Below are 17,195 nucleotides of genomic sequence, written 5' to 3'. Positions count from 1 at the left end.
GCCCCGCCCCCGCCCCGCGCTGCGCGGGGCGGGGGCGGGGCAGGAGCCGCTCCACCACCTGGCCCACGGTGCGCGCGGTGGCCGCTCCGGGCTCGTTCACCCGGGCCGCGAGGAACGCCGCGCCCAGGCGGGCCACCGCCGACACGACGAAGAGGACGTGCAGGTTCGCCCACAGGTGTCCGCCCAGCATGAACTGCTGGGGGATGCGGGCGGCCAGGGCGCCTCCCAGGGCCGCCGCCGCCGCGTAGGCCAGACCTCCCGCGGTGGCGAACGCCGCCAGGTAGAAGGGCCGCCCCCGGCGCGGCGCCACCGTGAGGGGCAGCGCGAAGATGGCCAGGCCGTGGCCGCTCCACAGCGAGCCCGCCAGCAGCACGTCGAACAGCAGCGGCCACAGCGTCCCCGCGGACGGCAGGAGCCACAAGAGCGGGATGACGCTGATCCCCAGCGAGCACGCCATCAGCACCGGCTGCGCGCCCAGCCGGTCGATGGCGCGGCCCCACATGGAGGCGGTGAGCACGCGCACGCCCGCCACCGCCGCCGCGTGCAGGGCCATGATGACGAAGGTCATCTTGAGGTTCTGCAGGGAGTGCAGCGCGAAGAAGGGCGCGGACACGCCCACCGCCGCGTTCCACGCCACCTGATACAGCAGCACGCGCCGGGCGCCGTCATCCTTCCAGGGCAGCAGCGCCGCCTTCAGCTCCAGGCGGGGCGAGCTGCCCGGGGGCGCGGGGTCATGCTGCGCGGCCATCATCAGCGTGGTGACGAGCCCCATCCCGCAGGCGGCCAGCGCCAGCAGCGGCAGGGCCATGCCCACGCCGTCCACCATCCGCAGCCGGTCCATCAGCAGGCCCGCGGTGAGCGACGCGCCGGTGCCCATCAGCGTGGTGAGCGCGGTGCGCTTGCCGAAGAAGCGGCCCCGCACGGCGCGCGGCACCAGTTCCCCCATCCAGGCCACCCAGGCGTTGTTGCCCACCACCGCCAGGAGCGCGGACAGGCCGGCCACGCCCAGGAGCAGGTGCTGCTGGCCCGCGAGCGACAGCTTCAGCCAGGGCAGCACCGCCAGGGGCAGCATCACGAGCCGCGACAGGCACACGGCGGTGAGCGCCACCCGCCGGTGACCGAAGCAGAGCGTCAGCCACGCGGCGGGGAACTGCACGAACTGGGCGAAGAACGGCAGCGCCGTCATCACGCCCACGAGGAAGGGGCCCAGCTTCAGCGCGATGGCCCACGCGGTGAGCACCGTGGCACCCGCGCACGCGGTGAACACCTCCGCGAACATCCCCTCCACGACGGACATGCGCAGCGACCCGCGCAGCCTCCGGTGGACGGGCGGGCCCCGGTGGCTGTCCGGGGGCGGTGGGGCCCCCAGGAGCGGCGCCGACGAACCGGGCAGGGAAGCCCCGGGACGGAAGAGCGGAACTCCGGTGGCGAGGGAAGCGAAACCCTGGACGAGGTGGCGGCGGAAGGCGGCGGGGGACACGCGGCCCCAGATGTCCCACGCCCCTCCATTCCCCCTCAACAGCACCCCCGGTGTGGCCCGGGCGCATGGCCGCCCACCAACCGGCCTTATCCCTGACGTTCCTCGCGCTGTCCGGCTGCCCGCTGGGCAGGTTGGATTCAGGTGCGGTTCAAGCGGTCTTGAACTATATGAACGCCTGAAGGAGACCGCGTACATGGATGTCGCTCACGAGCTGACGGAGTTTCTGGGGCAGGTGGAGCAGCGGCTGAACGCACTGCTCGCGGATGGCGACGTCGGACCGGACGTGGAAGGTGACACGCTGATGAACGCGGCGCGTCATCTGTGCCTGGGCACGGGGGGCAAGCGTGCGCGGCCCATGCTCGTGCGCCTGTTCGGTGGGGTGGTGGGGGTTCCGGCGGCGCGGCTGGTGGATGTGGGTGTGGCGGCGGAGATGATCCACTCGGCCAGCCTGCTGCACGACGACGTGGTGGACGCGGGCATGTACCGCCGGGGCCGCCCGACGGTGAACGCGCGCTGGGGCAACATCGTCGCGGTGATGAGCGGCGACCTCATCCTGTCCACGGCGCTCACGCAGCTGTCCCTGCTGGACGCGCGCGTGGTGCAGAGCGGGCTGGCCATCGTCACGGAGATGACCCGCGCGGCCATCGCGGAGGTGGAGGCGCGGGGCGACATGAACCTGCCGCTCACGCGGCTGCGCTACATCGCCGAGGGCAAGACGGGTTCCCTGTTCGGCTGGTGCGGCAAGGCGGCCGCGACGCTGGCGGATCAGCCGGAGGCCATGGCCCGCTTCGACGCGTTCGGCCGGCACCTGGGTGTGGCGTTCCAGATCGCCGACGACATCCGCGACATCCTGGGCACGGACGTGGGCAAGCCCCGGTACGCGGACGTGCACTCGCGCACGCCGTCGCTGCCCATCCTGCTGGCGGTGGCGCGCGATGAGTCGCTGCGCCGCAAGCTCAAGGACGCGTGGGCGTTCTCCGTCATCACCCCGGAGCGCACGCGGGAGATTGGCAACGCCATCGAGGCCACCGGCGCGGTGGAGGCGTCCATGGCGATGATGAACGCCGAGGTCGAGGCGGCGCTGGACAAGCTGGGGGCCTACTCCAAGGACGCGGCGGGCGCGGAGCTGGCCAGCTGGGCGCACAAGCTGGCCGAGGGCATCGCCCATCAGGTCAAGGGACGCGCTGCGTGAAAGGCTACCTGTGGACGGGGGGGGATCCCGGGAGCCAGAAGACCGCTGCTCCGCTGGACAACGCCCGGCTGGCGCCGTGGGAGTCCATCGCCGTGGAGGCGGTGGGCAACGTCATCGAGTTCTGGGGCTTCAAGCGCAACCAGGGCCGCGTGTGGGCGCTGCTGTACCTGCGCGGTGAGCCGCTGACCGCGGGCGAAATCGAGCGCGAGCTGGACTTGTCCAAGGGCGGCGTGTCCATGCTGCTGCGCGACCTGGAGCGCTGGGGCGCCGTGCAGCGGGTGCGCGTGCCGCAGGACACGGTGTGGCGCTATTCCGCGGAGACGGACCTGGTGCGGATGGTGACGCACGTGGTGGAGGAGCGCGAGGCGGCCTTCGTCACCCGCATCCGGGCGGACCTGTCGGAGGCGCGCCGGCTGGCGGAAGGCGTGGGCGGCCTGCCCACCGAACGGCTGCGCCGGCTGGAGCGCATGGCCACGCTGGCCGAGCACGTGGAGCGGGCGCTGCGGCTGTTCATCAAGACCTCGCGCCTGGACGTTGCGGGTGTGCTGGGGGCGTTCCGCGACGGCGCCCTTTCGCGCAAGGGCTAGTGGTAGGAGGGCACGCATGGACTCGCACTACGATCAGGTGATGAAGGCGCGCGCGCAGGCGGATGCGGACGCGCCCCGGCTGTACTTCGCGTACTCGACCATCCTGGACCGGGCCGCCTTCGAGGAATGGAGGGACCAGCACAGCTACGGCTTCTTCGATCTGCCCGAAGGCCAGCTCGCCGAGGCGCTGGACGTGGATCTGGTCTACGACTTCCCCTCGCGCTGGTGGGGTGGACGGGTGGCGGGCCTCACCGACGCGCCGGGCGCGCGCGTGTATGGCCGGCTCTTCCAGATCGCCGGCAAGGACTGGTCCATCGTCCAGCACAAGGAGGGCTTCGTCACCGGCATGTGCGTGGAGCGCACGGTGCGCGTGCGCGTGGATGGCCAGGAGCTGGAGGCCACCGCGTTCGTGACCAACCCGCGCCGGGCGTCGCAGGACGGGCCGGTGAGCCCGCGCTTCGTGGAGGCGCTGGTGCGCGGTGCGACGAGCGCCGGGCTGCCCGCGGACTACGTGGCGAAGCTGGGCCGCGGCGAGACGCGCTGAAGCTCCCGCGCAATCCGCCGCGAGGCCCGGAGGTCACGGCCGCGCGGCGGGCTCCACGCGGTAGAGCGCGCCGGCCTGATCGTCGCTGATGATGAAGCCGCCGCCCGGCGCCAGGGCCACGTCCACCGGCCGGCCCCACACGCTCAGGTCCGGGTTCTTGAACCCGGTGACGACGTCCACCTCGCCCGTGGGCTGGTTCGTCGCGAGATCCCACGGGAACGCGGTGACCTTGTAGCCGGTCCGCTCCGTGCGGTTCCACGAGCCGTGGTAGGCCACCAGCGCGCCGCGCTTCCATCCCGGGTGGACCTCCCCGTTGTCGAAGAACGTCAGGCCCAGCGGCGCCGAGTGCGCCTGGATGCCCTGGTCCGTCCTGTCCAACGTCGCGCAGTCCGCCCTCGAGCCGTCCCGGTTCATGTCGTAGTCGCGGTCCAGGGGCATGTGCTTCAGGCCGCCAGGTGAGTCCGGGTTGGAGTTGCAGAAGGGCCAGCCGTAGTGCCCCCCGGCGCGCACGGACGTGAGGGCCTCCGGCGGGTGGTTGTCCACGTACTCGGGGATGACCTTGCCGTACTTCCCCGTGCCGTCATCCAGCGGGTAGGGCGTGTTGTCGCGGTTGTTGACCGCCACCCACAGCGTGTCGGTGCCCGGCACCCACGCCAGCCCCTCCGCGTTGCGCAGGCCCCGCGCGAACAGCTCCCGCGATCCGCCGTCCCAGTTCCAGCGGTAGATGGCGCCGCGCAGCGGGTCGCTCGTCGTGTCGCTCAGGCACACGTTGCAGGTGGACGCGATGGCCACGTACAGCCGGTGCCGCGAGTCCACCGCGAGGTTCTTCAGCTCGTGCCCGTACGCGCCCTGCAGCTCCGGCAGGGACGCATCCGGCAGGCCGGAGACCACGGTGTCCACCGGGCCGCGCGTCGCCTCGCCCGCGGTCCACCGGGAGCGGGTGACGCGGTTCTTCTCCGACAGGAATACCCACACCTGGCCGTCGCGCTCGTGGAAGACGATGTCGTGCGGCCGGCCCAGGCCGGACGCCCACTGCGTCACCTCCGGGGCCTGCCCGTCCCGGGGGCGCACCTGCATCACCCGGTTCTGCCCGGGCACCGACACCAGCAGGGTGCCCTCCGGAGAGAAGGCGATGAACCGGGCACCCGGCACCCGCGCCCAGACGGACACCTGCATGCCTGAAGGGATGTTCAGGGAGCGCGTCACGTTGAACGGCTGCGCATTCATTCCGGCCGGAACCCGCACCTCCACCTGCTGGAGGGTCAGCTCGGCGGGGAGTCCCGCATCCGTGGTGTCGCCAGCGTCCGCCAGGCCCGCGTCCCCCAGCGCCGAGTCCGGGTTCTCGGGCGGAGCCGGGGAGGGGAGGGCGTCGTTGGAACGGCAGCCGGGCTGCAAGGACGCCAGCCCCAGGAAGGTCGTCAGCACGAGGGTGAGCCGCATGGTCCCCTTTTTCTAACCGGACACTTCGACGCGAGGTGCCCTCACTTGGACTGAACGGATACTGAACAAAACTGCAGCCAGTTTTTCAGTGGCCGCGAAGGGACCTGAACAAACCTTCAGCCAGTTTCCAGGTGTCCCAGAACCCTCATGCCTACATGAACAGAAAAGCAGCCATTTCCCCGGGGTGAGGGTCCCTCCGCGCCGTCGCACTTGAATCGGCAAATGTCTGTCATTGGTGGGCAAAGACAGTCGTTTTGTATGTTTTTATTGATGTTTCATGTCTGTCTTTAGGGTGTCGATGGCGGGCAGGGGATCCGGAAACGGCGCGGATCGGCTTGACCCCGGCGGGACGTTGTGGCTTCATGAATTTGATTTCGATAATCAAAGTCAATAGGAGGTCGCGATGCTCGGTCAGGAATGCTGCAGGGCGGTGCTGGCGCGAGGCCCGTGCGCCGAAGTCACGCGGTGCAGCTGTGGGCACATCCACCTGGCGGTGGGGCCGGTGACGCTGCGCCTGGAGGAGGACGTCCTGCGCGCGCTGGGCCACACGCTGCTGGAGGCCATCCACCACCTGGAGGCGGCGTCGCAGCAGCCCCGCCACGAGCCCGAGGCGTCGGAGCCCCCGGCCCCCGCGCATGGGGCGCCCAACGGCGGGTGGAAGCAGTGAGCCCCCAGGGCACGTTGCGGTGGGGTGGCATCCGCTCCGCCAGGGATCGGCGGATGGGGACCGCGGCGGCCGCGCCGGCCGAGACGTCTTCCCAGCCGCTGTCGGTGCGCCTGGAGGAGGGGACGGGCAGTGCGCGGCGACAGGTGGAGCAGTCCACCTTCCTGGAGGCGCTCTTCCACGGTTCATGGAACGGCGGCGTGTATGGACAGTTCGTGCGGGCCCGGCACTACGTGAACCACCTGCGCCAACTGCACGTCCTCTACGAGGCCTTCGAGTCCGCGCTGCCGGCGGTGAAGGACGTCGCGCTCGCGCGGGTGCTGCGGCTGCCGGAGCTGCGGCGTGCCTCGGCGCTGGCGGCGGATCTGGACTGGTTCTGCGGTGACACGCGCACGCAGCCCTTCGCGTGCGCGGAGACGCGGCTGCACGCGGAGCGCATCCACGAGGTGGCCACGGAGGCGCCCCACCTGCTGCTCGCGCACGCCTACGCCCGGTGCGTGCAGGACCTGTTCACGGCGCCCCAGCGCGCGGAGCTGGTCGCGCAGGCGTTCGAGCTGGAGGGCGGTCGAGGCACCGCCTTCTACAACGCGGTGTCCGAGGGGGAGATGCAGGCCTTCCAGCGTCGGCTGGTGGCGCGACTGGACGAGGTGGCGCTGGGAGAACTCGAGTCCCAGGAGGTGGTCCAGGAAGCGCGGCTGGCGTTCCGCATCCAGGGCCTCATCTGCGACGAGCTGGCGCGAGACGCTCCCGGTATCGAGAACCCACGCGGCCCGTTCAATCCCTGACGCATTCAGACAACACGGCCCTTGGGGATGGGGTGACTGTAAACCCACGGCGGGTCGTCCCACCCCACGGGTCATATCCTCGTCTGGGAGGGCGATATGCCCTTTCGTGACAGGCACGCTAGGATGGCTGATCGTGACGACCCAGATGACCTCGAACATCGATCGCCGCTCCTTCCCCAGGCTCCAGGCTCCCCTCTATTCGCGCCCCGCGCGGATGAAGATTGGGGAGAAGAAGCAGGTGCTCGACGTCAGCCTCGGCGGCGCCCGCATCTACTCCGACGAGCCGCAGGACGTGGGTTCGCGGTTGGACCTGGAGTTGTTCCTGCCGGACGGCAGCTCCCTGGAATGTACGGCCCGCATCGTCTGGGCCGTCAAGCTACCCAAGGACGCCGTGGCCCGCTTCGAGATCGGCCTGTCCTTCATCGACGTGCCGGATGAGACGCTGGAGCGGTTGAAGACCGTGCTCGTCGCGGATGAAACCTGACGGCTGCGACACCGCGGAGCCGCGGCCCGGTGTCATGACGCCCGGGCCCGCCCCGTGAAACACGTTATTTCGACGACGCGCCGTCCAGCTCGCGCAGGTCGTCCGCTTCCAGCTTCAGGCTGAACGCCCCCAGCAGCTCCTTCACCTGCGGCACCGACGTCGCGCTGGCGATGGGCGCCACCACCGTGGGCCGCGTCGCGAGCCACGCGAGCGCCACCTGCGCCTCGCTGGCACCCCGGCGCTGCGCCACCTTCTTCAGCGCGGCCACGACGCCCCAGCCCTTCGCGTTGCCGTACTTCTTCAGCACGCCACCCGCGCGCGCGGACCGCGGCGCCGGCTGTCCCTCCTGGTACTTGCCGGTGAGGAACCCCGACGCGAGCCCGAAGTAGGGCGCCACCGCGAGCCCCTCCTTCTCGCTCAGCGGCTGGAGTGCGTTCTCGAAGCCGGGGCGCTCGACCAGGTTGTACTCCGGCTGGAGCACCTCATAGCGCGCGAGCCCCAGGCGCTTCTGCGTGGCCAGCGCCTCCGCGGCGCGCTCCGCGGTGTGGTTGCTCAGGCCCAGCGCCTTCACCTTGCCCGCCTTCACCAACGCGTCGAAGGCGCGGAGCGTCTCCTCGAAGGGCGTGTTCGGGTCGTCGTAGTGCGCGTAGTACAGGTCGATGCGCTCCACGCCCAGGCGGCGCAGGGAGGCGTCCACGCTCTGCTCGATGTGCTCGCGACGCAGGCCCTTGCCCAGCGCCGTCTCCGCGCCGACCTTCGTGGCCACCACCACGCGCTCCCTCGCCTTGCGCGAGGCAATCCACCTGCCCAGCACCGTCTCCGATTCGCCGCCCTGGTGACCGGGGATCCACCGCGAGTACACGTCCGCGGTATCGATGAAGTTGCCGCCGCCTTCGACGAACGCGTCGAGCACGGCGAAGGAGGTGGCTTCATCGCTCGTCCAGCCGAAGACGTTCCCGCCCAGACACAGTGGGAACACCTCCAGCCCGGTCGTTCCCAGCTTCCGCTTCGTCGCTGCCTGCGAGGCCATTCGCGCGTCCTTTCGTTGCCGCCGTGAAGTCACCGGACGAAAGGACGCGCTCCAGGCGCCCTTGTCAGCCCGGCGTGAACCACACCACCGACAGCGGGGGCAGGGTGAGGGCCACCGACGCCGGCTGACCATCCCAGCCCGTGGGTTCGGTGTGCACCTGACCGTTGTTGCCCAGGCCGCTGCCGCCGTACTCCCCTGCGTCGCTGTTGACCAACTCCACGTAACGGCCGTGGAGTGGGAAGCCCACGCGATAATTCTCACGCGGCACCGGGGACAGGTTGGCTACGCACACCACGTGACGCCCGGGGGTGCGCGAGCGGCGCACGAAGGCCAGCACGTTCGCCGCGGAGGCGTCCGGCTGGAGCCACTGGAAGCCCACCGGCTCGCTGTCGGCGTCGTGCAGCGCGGGCAGCTCGCGGTAGACGCGGTTCAGGTCCCCCACCAGCTTCTGGATGCCCTTGTGGCCGGCGTCATCCAGCAGGTGCCAGTCCAGGCTCTTGTCGTGGTTCCACTCGCCGGGCTGGCCGAACTCACCGCCCATGAAGAGCAGCTTCTTGCCCGGGTGGGCCCACATCCACGCGAAGAGCGCGCGCAGGTTGGCGCGCTTCTGCCACGGGTCTCCCGGCATGCGGCCGTAGAGGCTGCCCTTGCCGTGCACCACCTCGTCGTGGCTCAGCGGCAGCATGAAGTGCTCGCTGAACGCGTACAGCAGGCCGAAGGTGAGCTGGTTGTGGTGGTACTGCCGGTGGATGGGATCCTTGCCGAAGTACGACAGCGTGTCGTGCATCCACCCCATGTTCCACTTGAAGTGGAAGCCCAGGCCGCCCTCGCTCGTGGGCTGGCTCACCTTGGGCCACGCGGTGGACTCCTCCGCGATGACCACCACGCCCGGGTGCTTGCGGCGGATGGTGTCGTTGAGCTCGCGCAGGAACTGGATGGCCTCCTCGTTCTCGCGGCCGCCCCAGCGGTTGGGGATCCACTCGCCGTGCTTCCGGCTGTAGTCCAGGTAGAGCATGGAGGCCACCGCGTCTACGCGCAGCCCGTCGATGTGGTACTCCTCCAGCCAGAACAGCGCGTTGGCGATGAGGAAGTTGCGCACCTCGTTGCGGCCGAAGTTGAAGACGAGCGTGCCCCAGTCCGGCTGCGCTCCCTTGCGCGGGTCGGCGTGCTCGTAGAGGGACGTGCCGTCGAAGTCGCCCAGCGCGTGGCTGTCGCGCGGGAAGTGGCCCGGCACCCAGTCCACGATGATGCCGACGCCCTCCTGGTGCAGGTAGTCCACCAGGTAGCGGAAGTCGTCCGGGTGGCCGAAGCGCGACGTGGGCGCGTAGTAGCCGCCCACCTGATAGCCCCAGGAGCCGCCGTAGGGATGCTCCGCCACGGGCAGGAGCTCCACGTGCGTGAAGCCCAGCTCCTTCACGTAGCGCGACAGCTCCGGCGCCAGCTCGCGGTACGTCATGGGCCGGTCGCCGTCCTCCACCACGCGGCGCCAGCTTCCCAGGTGCACCTCGTAGACGCTCCAGGGCTGGCGCGCGGCGTCCGTGTGCTTCTCCCGGGCCTCCAGCCACGCGGTGTCGCCCCAGGAATAGCGGGCCAGGTCGTGCACCACCGACGCGGTGGCCGGCGGCGTCTCCGTGCGGAAGGCGAACGGATCCGACTTGAGCAGCCGGCCGCCGCCGTGGCCCGGGCGGATCTCGAACTTGTAGCGGGTGCCTTCGCCGACCTCCGGGACGAACAGCTCCCAGATGCCGGAGGACCCCATGCGCCGCATGCTGTGCAGGCGCCCGTCCCAGCCGTTGAAGTCACCCACCACCGACACGCTGGCCGCCGTGGGCGCCCAGACGGCGAAGGACGTGCCCTTCACCCCGTTGTGGTGGATGAGGTGCGCGCCCATGCGCTCCCAGAGCCGCTCGTGGCGGCCCTCGCCGGCGAAGTACAGGTCCAGCTCCCCCAGCGTGGGCAGGAAGCTGTACGGGTCGCGCAGCGTGAAGACCTTCTTGCCCGGGTACTCCACCTCCAAGAGGTAGCTGAAGGGCTCCGTGCGGCCGTTGATGCGCGCCTCGAAGACGCCGCCGGTGCGGTGCACCATGGGCACCTTGCCGCCGAACTCCGGCAGCACGTGGATGGACACGGCTTCCGGCCGGTAGGCCCGGACCACCATGCCGTCCCCGTCCGGGTGGACGCCCAGCACGGAGTGCGGCTCCGGATGGCGCAGCTCCACCACGCGTTGCAGCTCCGCCTCCACCTGTGCTCTGTCCGCCGGCTTCCTCACTGGGCATCCTCCATCCGCAACAGGGCCTCGACGGGGATGCGCACCCAGTCGGGCCGGTTCGCGAGCTCGTAGCGCACTTCGTACAACAGCTTCTCCAGCTCGAAGGCGCGCAACATCACCTCAAACGCTTCGTCGGTGTCCGGCAGGAAGGGCGCGCCTCGGGTCGCCGCGCGGTAGCCCTCCAGGAACGCGTCTCGGGTGGGGCCCACGCGCCCGCGCGGCTGGCCGCCCTCCAGCGCCACGGTGGCCTCCGCGTAGTCGAAGGAGCGGATCATCCCCGCCACGTCGCGCAGCGCGCTGTACTTCTCCCGGCGCGCGGTGAACGAACGCGAGGGCTCTCCCTCGAAGTCGAAGAACAGCCACTGGTTCTCCGAGCGCAGCACCTGACCCAGGTGCAGGTCGCCGTGGATGCGGATCTTCTGTCCGGACGGCGTCACGTGCGCCAGCTTCTTCGCGTACGCGATGAGTCCGTCGCGCCGGCCCTCCAGGTCCGCGTGCAGCCGGCCCGCGTCCGCCAGCGTCACGCCCAGCTCGCCCACGATGGACGCGCTCCAGCGCTGCAGGTCCTCCAGCAACAGGGGCTCCGGGGAGAAGGCCAGATCGTCCGGCGCCGCGGAGGCGAAGGCCTTGTGCAGGTCCCCCAGGCGCGCGCCCAGCTCCCGCATGTCCGTCAGGAAGCCGTCGCCCAGGGCCTTCGTCTGGCGCAGCCGGTCCAGCGTGTACTTCCAGCCGTCCACCGCGTCCGGCACGAAGCGGTGCGCCAGGGCCAACGTCGCGCCCGCGGGGCCTTCCAGGTTGAGCGCGCCCAACAACTGCGGCGTCGCGCGGAAGGACGTCTTCGTCGCGAGGAAGCGGCCAACCTCGTACTCGGGGTTCACGCCCGCTTCGAGCTTGCGGATGACCTTGATGATGACCCGCTCCCCCAGCACGAGCGACGTGTTGCTCTGCTCCACGCTCAGCCGGCGCACCGGCAGCGGATCCGGCAGGGCCACGCCGCTGTCGGTGGAGGCAATCCATTCGCCCAGCACGCGGCCGGAGCCGGAGGGCAGCTCGCGACCCTCCCGCGCCAGGGCGAAGAGGGCGCGCACGCAGGTGTCGTCCTCCAGCGCGCTCGTCAGGCCCTCCGGGGTCTGCCGCGCCAGGAGCTGGTAGCGCTCCGGCTGGCCCAGTTCGTACACCACCTCCACGATGGCGAGGGTGAACGAACACGTGCCCAGCTCCATGTTCACGTGGTCCGCCACGCTGACGCTCTTGATGGGCCACGCCTTGCCGGCGAACCAGCGCTGGGCCTTGAGGAAGTCGGGCAGCTTTGTCAGGTCCAAGGGTGTCACGCGCGTTTACTCCTTCCCCGGCAGAGGCTTGTCCAACCGGAACCACAGGAACATGTAGGGGCCCATCGACAACTGATAGGGCAGGTCGCTGATGCGGGGGAACGCCGTCTCGCCAATCAGCTCCACCGGCACGGAGCCGCTCAGCTCGCGCATGTCCAGGACGGCCGGCTGCGCGAAGCGCGACAGGTTGCAGATGACCAGCACGGACTGGCCCTCCCATTCGCGCACGAAGGCCAGCACCTTGCGGTTGTCCGTCGTGAGGAAGCGCAAGCTGCCCATGGCGAACACGGGGTAGCGCTGGCGGATGCGGATCATCCGCTTCACCCACTGCAGCAGGCTGGACTTCTGCCGGTCCTGCGCCTCCACGTTGATGGCCTGGTAGCCGTAGACGGGGTCCGCGATGACGGGCGCGAACAGGCGCGCGTAGTCCGCGCGGCTGAAGCCCGCGTTGCGGTCGCCGGTCCACTGCATGGGCGTGCGCACGCCGTTGCGGTCGCCCAGGTAGATGTTGTCGCCCATGCCGATTTCATCCCCGTAGTAGAGGACCGGCGTGCCGGGCAGGGTGAACAGCAGGCTGTGCATCAGCTCGATGCGCCGCCGGCCGTTGTCCATCAGCGGCGCCAGGCGGCGGCGGATGCCCAGGTTGATGCGCATGCGCGGGTCGGTGGCGTACTCCCGGTACATGTAGTCCCGGTCCTCGTCCGTCACCATCTCCAGCGTCAGCTCATCGTGGTTGCGCAGGAAGATGGCCCACTGGCAGTTGTCCGGGATCTCCGGCGTCTGCTGCATGATCTCCACGATGGGCGTGCGGTCCTCGCGGCGCACCGCCATGAACAGGCGGGGCATCACCGGGAAGTGGAAGCCCATGTGGAACTCGTCGCCCTCGCCGAAGTACTTGCGCACGTCGGCGGGCCACTGATTGGCCTCCGCGAGCAGCACCTTGCCCTGGTACTCGGAGTCGATCGTCTTTCGCAGGCGCTTCAAGAACGCGTGCGTCTCCGGGAGGTTCTCGCAGTTGGTGCCCTCGCGCTCGAAGAGGTAGGGCACGGCGTCGCAGCGGAACCCGTCCACGCCCATGTTGAGCCAGAAGCGCATGACGTCCAGCATGGCTTCCTGCACTTCGGGGTTGTCGTAGTTGAGGTCCGGCTGGTGGCTGAAGAAGCGGTGCCAGAAGTACTGCTTGGCCACCGGATCCCACGTCCAGTTGGAGCGCTCCGTGTCGGTGAAGATGATGCGCGTGCCCTTGTACTGTTCGTCGGTGTCGCTCCAGACGTACCAGTTGCGCTTGGGGCTCTTCGGGTCGCGGCGGGCCTCCTGGAACCAGGGGTGCTGGTCGCTGGTGTGGTTCACCACCAGCTCGGTGAGGATGCGCAGGCCGCGCTTGTGCGCCTCCTCCACCAGCCGCTGGAAGTCCGCCAGCGTGCCGTAGTCCGGGTGGATGCCGTAGTAGTCCGCGATGTCGTAGCCGTCATCGCGCAGCGGGGAAGGGTAGTGCGGCAGCAGCCACAGACAGTCCACGCCCAGGTCCTGGAGATAGGGCAGCTTCTCGATGAGGCCCGGGATGTCCCCGTGGCCGTCCCCGTTCGAGTCGTGGAATGCGCGGATGTGCAGCTCGTAGATGAGCGCCTTTTTGTACCAGAGCGGATCCAGGTCCATACGCCTCTCGGAGGGTGTCACTCGAAGTAGTCGAACGCGTGCTCGGTGCGGCGGAAGCGATACACGGCATACACGGCCGCGGGCTGTTCCGGCGTCAGGCGCACCTGCACGTCCGGTCCCTGCCACAGGGAGCGTTGGTCGGCCATCAGTTCGTGCACCTGGTACGTCTCCTCCGGCTTCACGCCCAGCCATTCCATGGGGACGTGCAAGAGCGCCTCCTGCGGCGCGTACGGATCCAGGCTCACCGCCACCAGCACCGTGCTGGTGCCATCCGGCGTGCGCTTGCCGTAGAAGAGGACGCGCTCGTTGTCGGATTCGAAGAAGCGCAGGCCCGAGTACTGCTGGAGCGCGGGGTGCTGCTTGCGCGCGGCGTTGAGCTTCGAAATCCAGTCGGAGATGTTGCCCGGCTTGTCCCAGTCCCACGCGACGAGCTGGTACTTCTCCGAGTCCAGGTACTCCTCCTTGCCCGGCACCGGACGGCCCTCGCACAGCTCATAGCCGGAGTACATGCCCCACACCGACGACAGCGTGGAGGCCAGCGCCACGCGCAGGCGGAAGGCGCCGGGGCCCGCGTTCTGGAGGTTCTCCGGGAGGATGTCCGGCGTGTTGGGCCAGAGGTTGCCGCGGAAGTAGTCCGCCACCGGAGGCTGGGTGATCTCCTCCAGGTACGTGCGCAGCTCGTCCTTGAAGAGGCGCCAGGTGAAGTACGTGTACGACTGGGTGAAGCCCACCTTGCCCAGCGCCTTCATCACCTTGGGACGCGTGAAGGCCTCCGACAGGAAGAGCACGTCCGGATGCAGGTCCTGCACCTCGCGGATGAGCCAGTGCCAGAACTGCATGGGCTTGGTGTGCGGATTGTCCACGCGGAAGGTGCGCACGCCGTGGTCCACCCAGAACAGGACGACGGACTTCAGCTCCTGCCAGAGGGCGTCGCGCGCGGGGCCCATCCAGTCGAAGTTGACGATGTCCTCGTAGCGCTTGGGCGGGTTCTCCGCCGTCTTGATGGTGCCGTCCGGGCGGTGCTGGAACCACTCCGGATGTTCCTTCACGTAGGGGTGGTCCGGCGCGCACTGGAACGCGAGGTCCAACGCCACCTCGATGCCATGCGCCTTCGCCGCGTCCACGAACGCGGCGAAGTCCGCGAACGTGCCCAGCTCCGGATGGATGGCCTTGTGGCCGCCCTCCTTCGCGCCAATGGCCCAGGGGCTGCCCACGTCACCGGGCTGCGCGTTGAGGGTGTTGTTCTTCCCCTTGCGCGCGGTGCGGCCGATGGGGTGGATGGGCGGGAGGTAGACGGTGTCGAAGCCGAGCTTCTGGATGTAGGGCAGCCAGTCCTGCGCGTCCTTGAAGGTGCCGTGCGTCTTGCCGTCGCGCTTCGCCGAGCGCGGGAAGAACTCGTACCAGGCCGCGTTGCGCGCCTTCTCCCGGTCCGCGAAGACCTCCAGCACCTCGTCATAGCGGCGCGCGAGCGACCGGTCGGGGTGCCGCGACGCGGTGTCCGCCAGCTCGGGCGACAGGGCGACGAGCAGGTGTTCCGGCGAGGGTGGGGTGCGCAGGCGCGCCCCTGCCTCGGCGAGCGAGCGGGCGTCCTCGGCGGAGACGGCCTTCGCGCGCACGGCGGCGCCTTCCAGCAGGGCCGCGCCTTCGAGCAGCTCGCTCTTCACGTCGCGGCCCGCGTCCACCTTGCGCTTCAGCTCGTGCGCCCAGGTGCGGAAGAGATCCGGCCACGCTTCAATCGTGTATTCGTAGCGGCCATTGCGGGCGAGGGGGATGACACCCTCCCACGCGTCGTTGCTTTTGGGGGTGAGGGGTACCTCCGCCCATTCGGTCTTCTGGGCGGCGGGGGTGACCTGGCGCCAGCGCGCGACGGCCACGAGGACGTCGTGGCCTTCCTTGAAGATGTCCGCGCGGACGGTCAGGCTCTCTCCGGCGATGCGCTTGATGGCGTAGCGCCCTGCGTCCAGCTCCGGCTGGACGCTCTCGATGAACACGCTTCCGAGTCGGTCGGTCATATCGGCTGGCGGTGCCTTATAGGACTGTGAGTGGGTGGCTCCAGGCGGCAATGTGCGGGTGTTGTTGATTGAAGAAGGCGACCGCCTGGTCGCGTTGGCCGGTCAACGTTAGGGATGGAGGGGACAGGCGACTACCCTCAGGGGCTGGGTGAACGGGCTTCGATAGTTGAAGCTGGGATCCGCCCCACCGGTTGCGGTATCCGGGAAGAACATGGCGCCTACCGACTCCTCCGCTCAGCAAGCGAGTGACCTGTCGGCCGATCGCGACCTGCTGCGGCAGGTGGCGCTCGGCAGCGCGGAGGCCATGCGCGCGGTGTACGCGCGGTGTTCAGCGCGGGCGTTCGCCATCGCGGTCCGGTTGCTGCCCACGCGCGCGGACGCGGAAGAGGTGCTGCAGGAGGCCTTCCTGGACGTGTGGCGGCGTGCGCGGGAGTTCGATCCCTCGCGCGGCGGACTGGAGACGTGGGTCACGACCATCGCGCGCACGCGCTCCATCGACCGGCTGCGTTCGTTGGGGACGGTGTCGCGGATGGTGGAGGGCGTAGGCCAGCAGCCGCCCCCGGTGAGTGCGATGCCGCCGGCGCCGGATGCCTCCGCGTCCACGAAGCAGGAGCAGGCGCGGGTGCGCGAGGCGCTGACGCAGCTGCCGCCGGAGCAGCGCGAGGTGGTGATGCTCGCGTACTTCGAGGGCCTGTCGCAGAGCGAGATCTCCGAGCGCACGGGACACCCGCTGGGCACGGTGAAGACGCGGGCGCGGCTGGCGCTGGAGAAGCTGGCGGTGTTGTTGGAAGAGCACCCCACCGCGGCGTCCGGTTGAGCTGAGCAGGACATCCGTCCCGGTCCGCGGGGATGGGCGGTGGAGCAGGCCCGGGCCGTGTCTGCCTTGCCGCCGCCGCGGGTCACCCCAAACGTTGCGACTGTTTCGAGAACCCCAGGGAGGGGCGGACATGCGCAAGGTGAAGGATCCGGGTGTGGCGTTGATGAACGATCGCGAGATGAAGCTGGTGCTGGCCAGTGCGCCGCGAAACCTCATGGAGCTGTCGGAGCGCGAGCTCAAGGGGATGGTGAAGCGGGCGCGCGGGATGATGGACAAGTACACGCAGCGCTCGCACATGCTGCGGCGCGAGGCGTCCGGCAAGCGCGTCCCCACGCGCAGCCGCAAGGCGGAAGGGGACATGAACACCCGGCGCAAGGCGGCGCTGTTCCGCACGGCGCTGTCGCGCTTCGAGATGCAGCTGGGCCGGATGGAGCGCGCGGCGATGCGCAAGGCCCGGCCCGCGATGCGCAAGGCCCGCCCCGCGATGCGCAAGCGGCCGGTGGCGAGGAAGGCGACGCGTGCCACGCCCCTGCGCAAGAAGACCGCGATGGCGAAGCGGACGGCGCGGCCCGCGGGCTACGCGCGCCGGGGGCAGGTGAAGGGCGGGGCGCGCAAGGCGCAGGGCTTCTCGTCCATGAAGACGCAGGCGCACCGGGCCTCGCAGGGCCGCCGGACGCAGGCGCGCCGGGATGCGACGCGCTAGCGCTTCGTCACCGCGTCCGCCTCACGGGGGAGTGGGGCGGACGCGGAAGAGGGCCCGGCGATGGTAGAAGCCGGCCCATGCGGACCCAATGGATCATCGGCGGGGTGTTGGGGGTGGCGCTCGCCGTCGTGCCCCGCGTGCTCGCCCACTTCGAGCCCGGCGCCTATGAAGCGGCGCGCTCGTTCGTCCCCTCCAGCCCCC

The 17,195-nt window shown here is 69.8% G+C and carries 15 protein-coding genes; 8 read left to right on the top strand and 7 right to left on the bottom strand.

Features of this window, described 5'->3' with window-relative positions; genetic code table 11:
- The coding region (locus D7X74_RS15025) for an MFS transporter (RefSeq protein ID WP_120533651.1) at positions 1–1,480 on the bottom strand (1,480 nt) is incomplete at its 3' end.
- Between the two features lie 193 nt (positions 1,481–1,673).
- Between D7X74_RS15025 and D7X74_RS15020 the strand changes: the two genes are divergently transcribed.
- The 3 genes from D7X74_RS15020 to D7X74_RS15010 are packed head-to-tail and all read left to right on the top strand — an operon-like array spanning position 1,674 to position 3,803.
- A complete protein-coding gene (locus D7X74_RS15020; RefSeq protein ID WP_120533649.1) occupies positions 1,674–2,672 on the top strand; it encodes a polyprenyl synthetase family protein in 999 nt (332 codons plus the stop codon).
- Positions 2,669–3,259 (top strand): GbsR/MarR family transcriptional regulator, encoded by a 591-nt coding sequence (locus D7X74_RS15015; protein WP_120533648.1) that lies wholly within the window; start codon positions 2,669–2,671, stop codon positions 3,257–3,259. The genes D7X74_RS15020 and D7X74_RS15015 overlap by 4 nt, the downstream gene beginning before the upstream one ends.
- 16 nt (positions 3,260–3,275) lie before the next feature.
- The gene (locus D7X74_RS15010) at positions 3,276–3,803 is read left to right on the top strand and encodes a gamma-glutamylcyclotransferase (RefSeq protein WP_120533647.1); all 528 of its coding nucleotides are present in this window, start codon (positions 3,276–3,278) and stop codon (positions 3,801–3,803) included.
- A 33-nt stretch (positions 3,804–3,836) separates the two neighbouring features.
- On the opposite strand, the gene D7X74_RS15005 is transcribed toward D7X74_RS15010, so the two are convergent.
- On the bottom strand, positions 3,837–5,243 hold the full coding sequence (locus D7X74_RS15005; RefSeq protein ID WP_120533646.1) for a sorbosone dehydrogenase family protein: 1,407 nt from the start codon (positions 5,241–5,243) through the stop codon (positions 3,837–3,839).
- A 403-nt stretch (positions 5,244–5,646) separates the two neighbouring features.
- On the opposite strand from D7X74_RS15005, the gene D7X74_RS15000 reads away from it, so the two are divergent.
- The 3 genes from D7X74_RS15000 to D7X74_RS14990 all read left to right on the top strand — a co-directional run bounded on the left by D7X74_RS15000 (position 5,647) and on the right by D7X74_RS14990 (position 7,176).
- A complete protein-coding gene (locus D7X74_RS15000; RefSeq protein ID WP_120533645.1) occupies positions 5,647–5,910 on the top strand; it encodes a hypothetical protein in 264 nt (87 codons plus the stop codon).
- A 53-nt stretch (positions 5,911–5,963) separates the two neighbouring features.
- A complete protein-coding gene (locus D7X74_RS14995; RefSeq protein ID WP_120533644.1) occupies positions 5,964–6,692 on the top strand; it encodes a heme oxygenase (biliverdin-producing) in 729 nt (242 codons plus the stop codon).
- Positions 6,693–6,825: 133 nt separating this feature from the next.
- Entirely contained in the window at positions 6,826–7,176 is a 351-nt protein-coding gene (locus D7X74_RS14990; RefSeq protein ID WP_233595363.1) for a PilZ domain-containing protein, read from the top strand.
- A 64-nt stretch (positions 7,177–7,240) separates the two neighbouring features.
- On the opposite strand, the gene D7X74_RS14985 is transcribed toward D7X74_RS14990, so the two are convergent.
- From D7X74_RS14985 to D7X74_RS14965, 5 genes are all read right to left on the bottom strand, one after another.
- Positions 7,241–8,206 (bottom strand): aldo/keto reductase, encoded by a 966-nt coding sequence (locus tag D7X74_RS14985; RefSeq protein WP_120533642.1) that lies wholly within the window; start codon positions 8,204–8,206, stop codon positions 7,241–7,243.
- Positions 8,207–8,270: 64 nt separating this feature from the next.
- A complete protein-coding gene (glgB, locus tag D7X74_RS14980; protein ID WP_120533641.1) occupies positions 8,271–10,475 on the bottom strand; it encodes a 1,4-alpha-glucan branching protein GlgB in 2,205 nt (734 codons plus the stop codon).
- The gene (locus D7X74_RS14975; RefSeq protein WP_120533640.1) at positions 10,472–11,806 is read right to left on the bottom strand and encodes a phosphotransferase; all 1,335 of its coding nucleotides are present in this window, start codon (positions 11,804–11,806) and stop codon (positions 10,472–10,474) included. Before D7X74_RS14975 ends, glgB begins: the two co-directional genes overlap by 4 nt.
- A 6-nt stretch (positions 11,807–11,812) precedes the next feature.
- Positions 11,813–13,462, bottom strand: a complete 1,650-nt coding sequence (gene treS, locus D7X74_RS14970; protein WP_120533639.1) for a maltose alpha-D-glucosyltransferase — start codon at positions 13,460–13,462, stop codon at positions 11,813–11,815.
- Between the two features lie 17 nt (positions 13,463–13,479).
- Positions 13,480–15,474, bottom strand: a complete 1,995-nt coding sequence (locus D7X74_RS14965) for an alpha-1,4-glucan--maltose-1-phosphate maltosyltransferase (protein ID WP_120533638.1) — start codon at positions 15,472–15,474, stop codon at positions 13,480–13,482.
- 211 nt (positions 15,475–15,685) lie between these two features.
- Here D7X74_RS14965 and D7X74_RS14960 point away from each other — a divergent pair, with 211 nt between their 5' ends.
- Together D7X74_RS14960 and D7X74_RS14955 are read left to right on the top strand one after the other, a co-directional pair.
- Positions 15,686–16,291, top strand: a complete 606-nt coding sequence (locus D7X74_RS14960; RefSeq protein ID WP_120533637.1) for a sigma-70 family RNA polymerase sigma factor — start codon at positions 15,686–15,688, stop codon at positions 16,289–16,291.
- A 130-nt stretch (positions 16,292–16,421) separates the two neighbouring features.
- Positions 16,422–16,994, top strand: coding sequence for a hypothetical protein (locus D7X74_RS14955; RefSeq protein WP_120533636.1), 573 nt, complete (start codon positions 16,422–16,424; stop codon positions 16,992–16,994).
- The last annotated feature ends 201 nt before the right edge of the window (positions 16,995–17,195 follow it).

The organism is Corallococcus sp. CA047B, from assembly GCF_003612065.1.
GTDB lineage: Bacteria > Myxococcota > Myxococcia > Myxococcales > Myxococcaceae > Corallococcus > Corallococcus praedator.
This window is presented reverse-complemented; position numbering and strand designations above follow the sequence as displayed.

What these genes read in the sequence shown, in the direction of transcription:
- D7X74_RS14965 (WP_120533638.1), bottom strand. Translation starts at nt 15,474, where the DNA reads ATGACCGACCGACTCGGAAGCGTGTTCATCGAGAGCGTCCAGCCGGAG.
- D7X74_RS15010 (WP_120533647.1), top strand. Translation starts at nt 3,276, where the DNA reads ATGGACTCGCACTACGATCAGGTGATGAAGGCGCGCGCGCAGGCGGAT.
- D7X74_RS15020 (WP_120533649.1), top strand. Translation starts at nt 1,674, where the DNA reads ATGGATGTCGCTCACGAGCTGACGGAGTTTCTGGGGCAGGTGGAGCAG.
- D7X74_RS14955 (WP_120533636.1), top strand. Translation starts at nt 16,422, where the DNA reads ATGCGCAAGGTGAAGGATCCGGGTGTGGCGTTGATGAACGATCGCGAG.
- D7X74_RS15005 (WP_120533646.1), bottom strand. Translation starts at nt 5,243, where the DNA reads ATGCGGCTCACCCTCGTGCTGACGACCTTCCTGGGGCTGGCGTCCTTG.
- D7X74_RS14960 (WP_120533637.1), top strand. Translation starts at nt 15,686, where the DNA reads ATGGCGCCTACCGACTCCTCCGCTCAGCAAGCGAGTGACCTGTCGGCC.
- D7X74_RS15000 (WP_120533645.1), top strand. Translation starts at nt 5,647, where the DNA reads ATGCTCGGTCAGGAATGCTGCAGGGCGGTGCTGGCGCGAGGCCCGTGC.
- treS (WP_120533639.1), bottom strand. Translation starts at nt 13,462, where the DNA reads ATGGACCTGGATCCGCTCTGGTACAAAAAGGCGCTCATCTACGAGCTG.
- D7X74_RS14985 (WP_120533642.1), bottom strand. Translation starts at nt 8,206, where the DNA reads ATGGCCTCGCAGGCAGCGACGAAGCGGAAGCTGGGAACGACCGGGCTG.
- D7X74_RS14995 (WP_120533644.1), top strand. Translation starts at nt 5,964, where the DNA reads ATGGGGACCGCGGCGGCCGCGCCGGCCGAGACGTCTTCCCAGCCGCTG.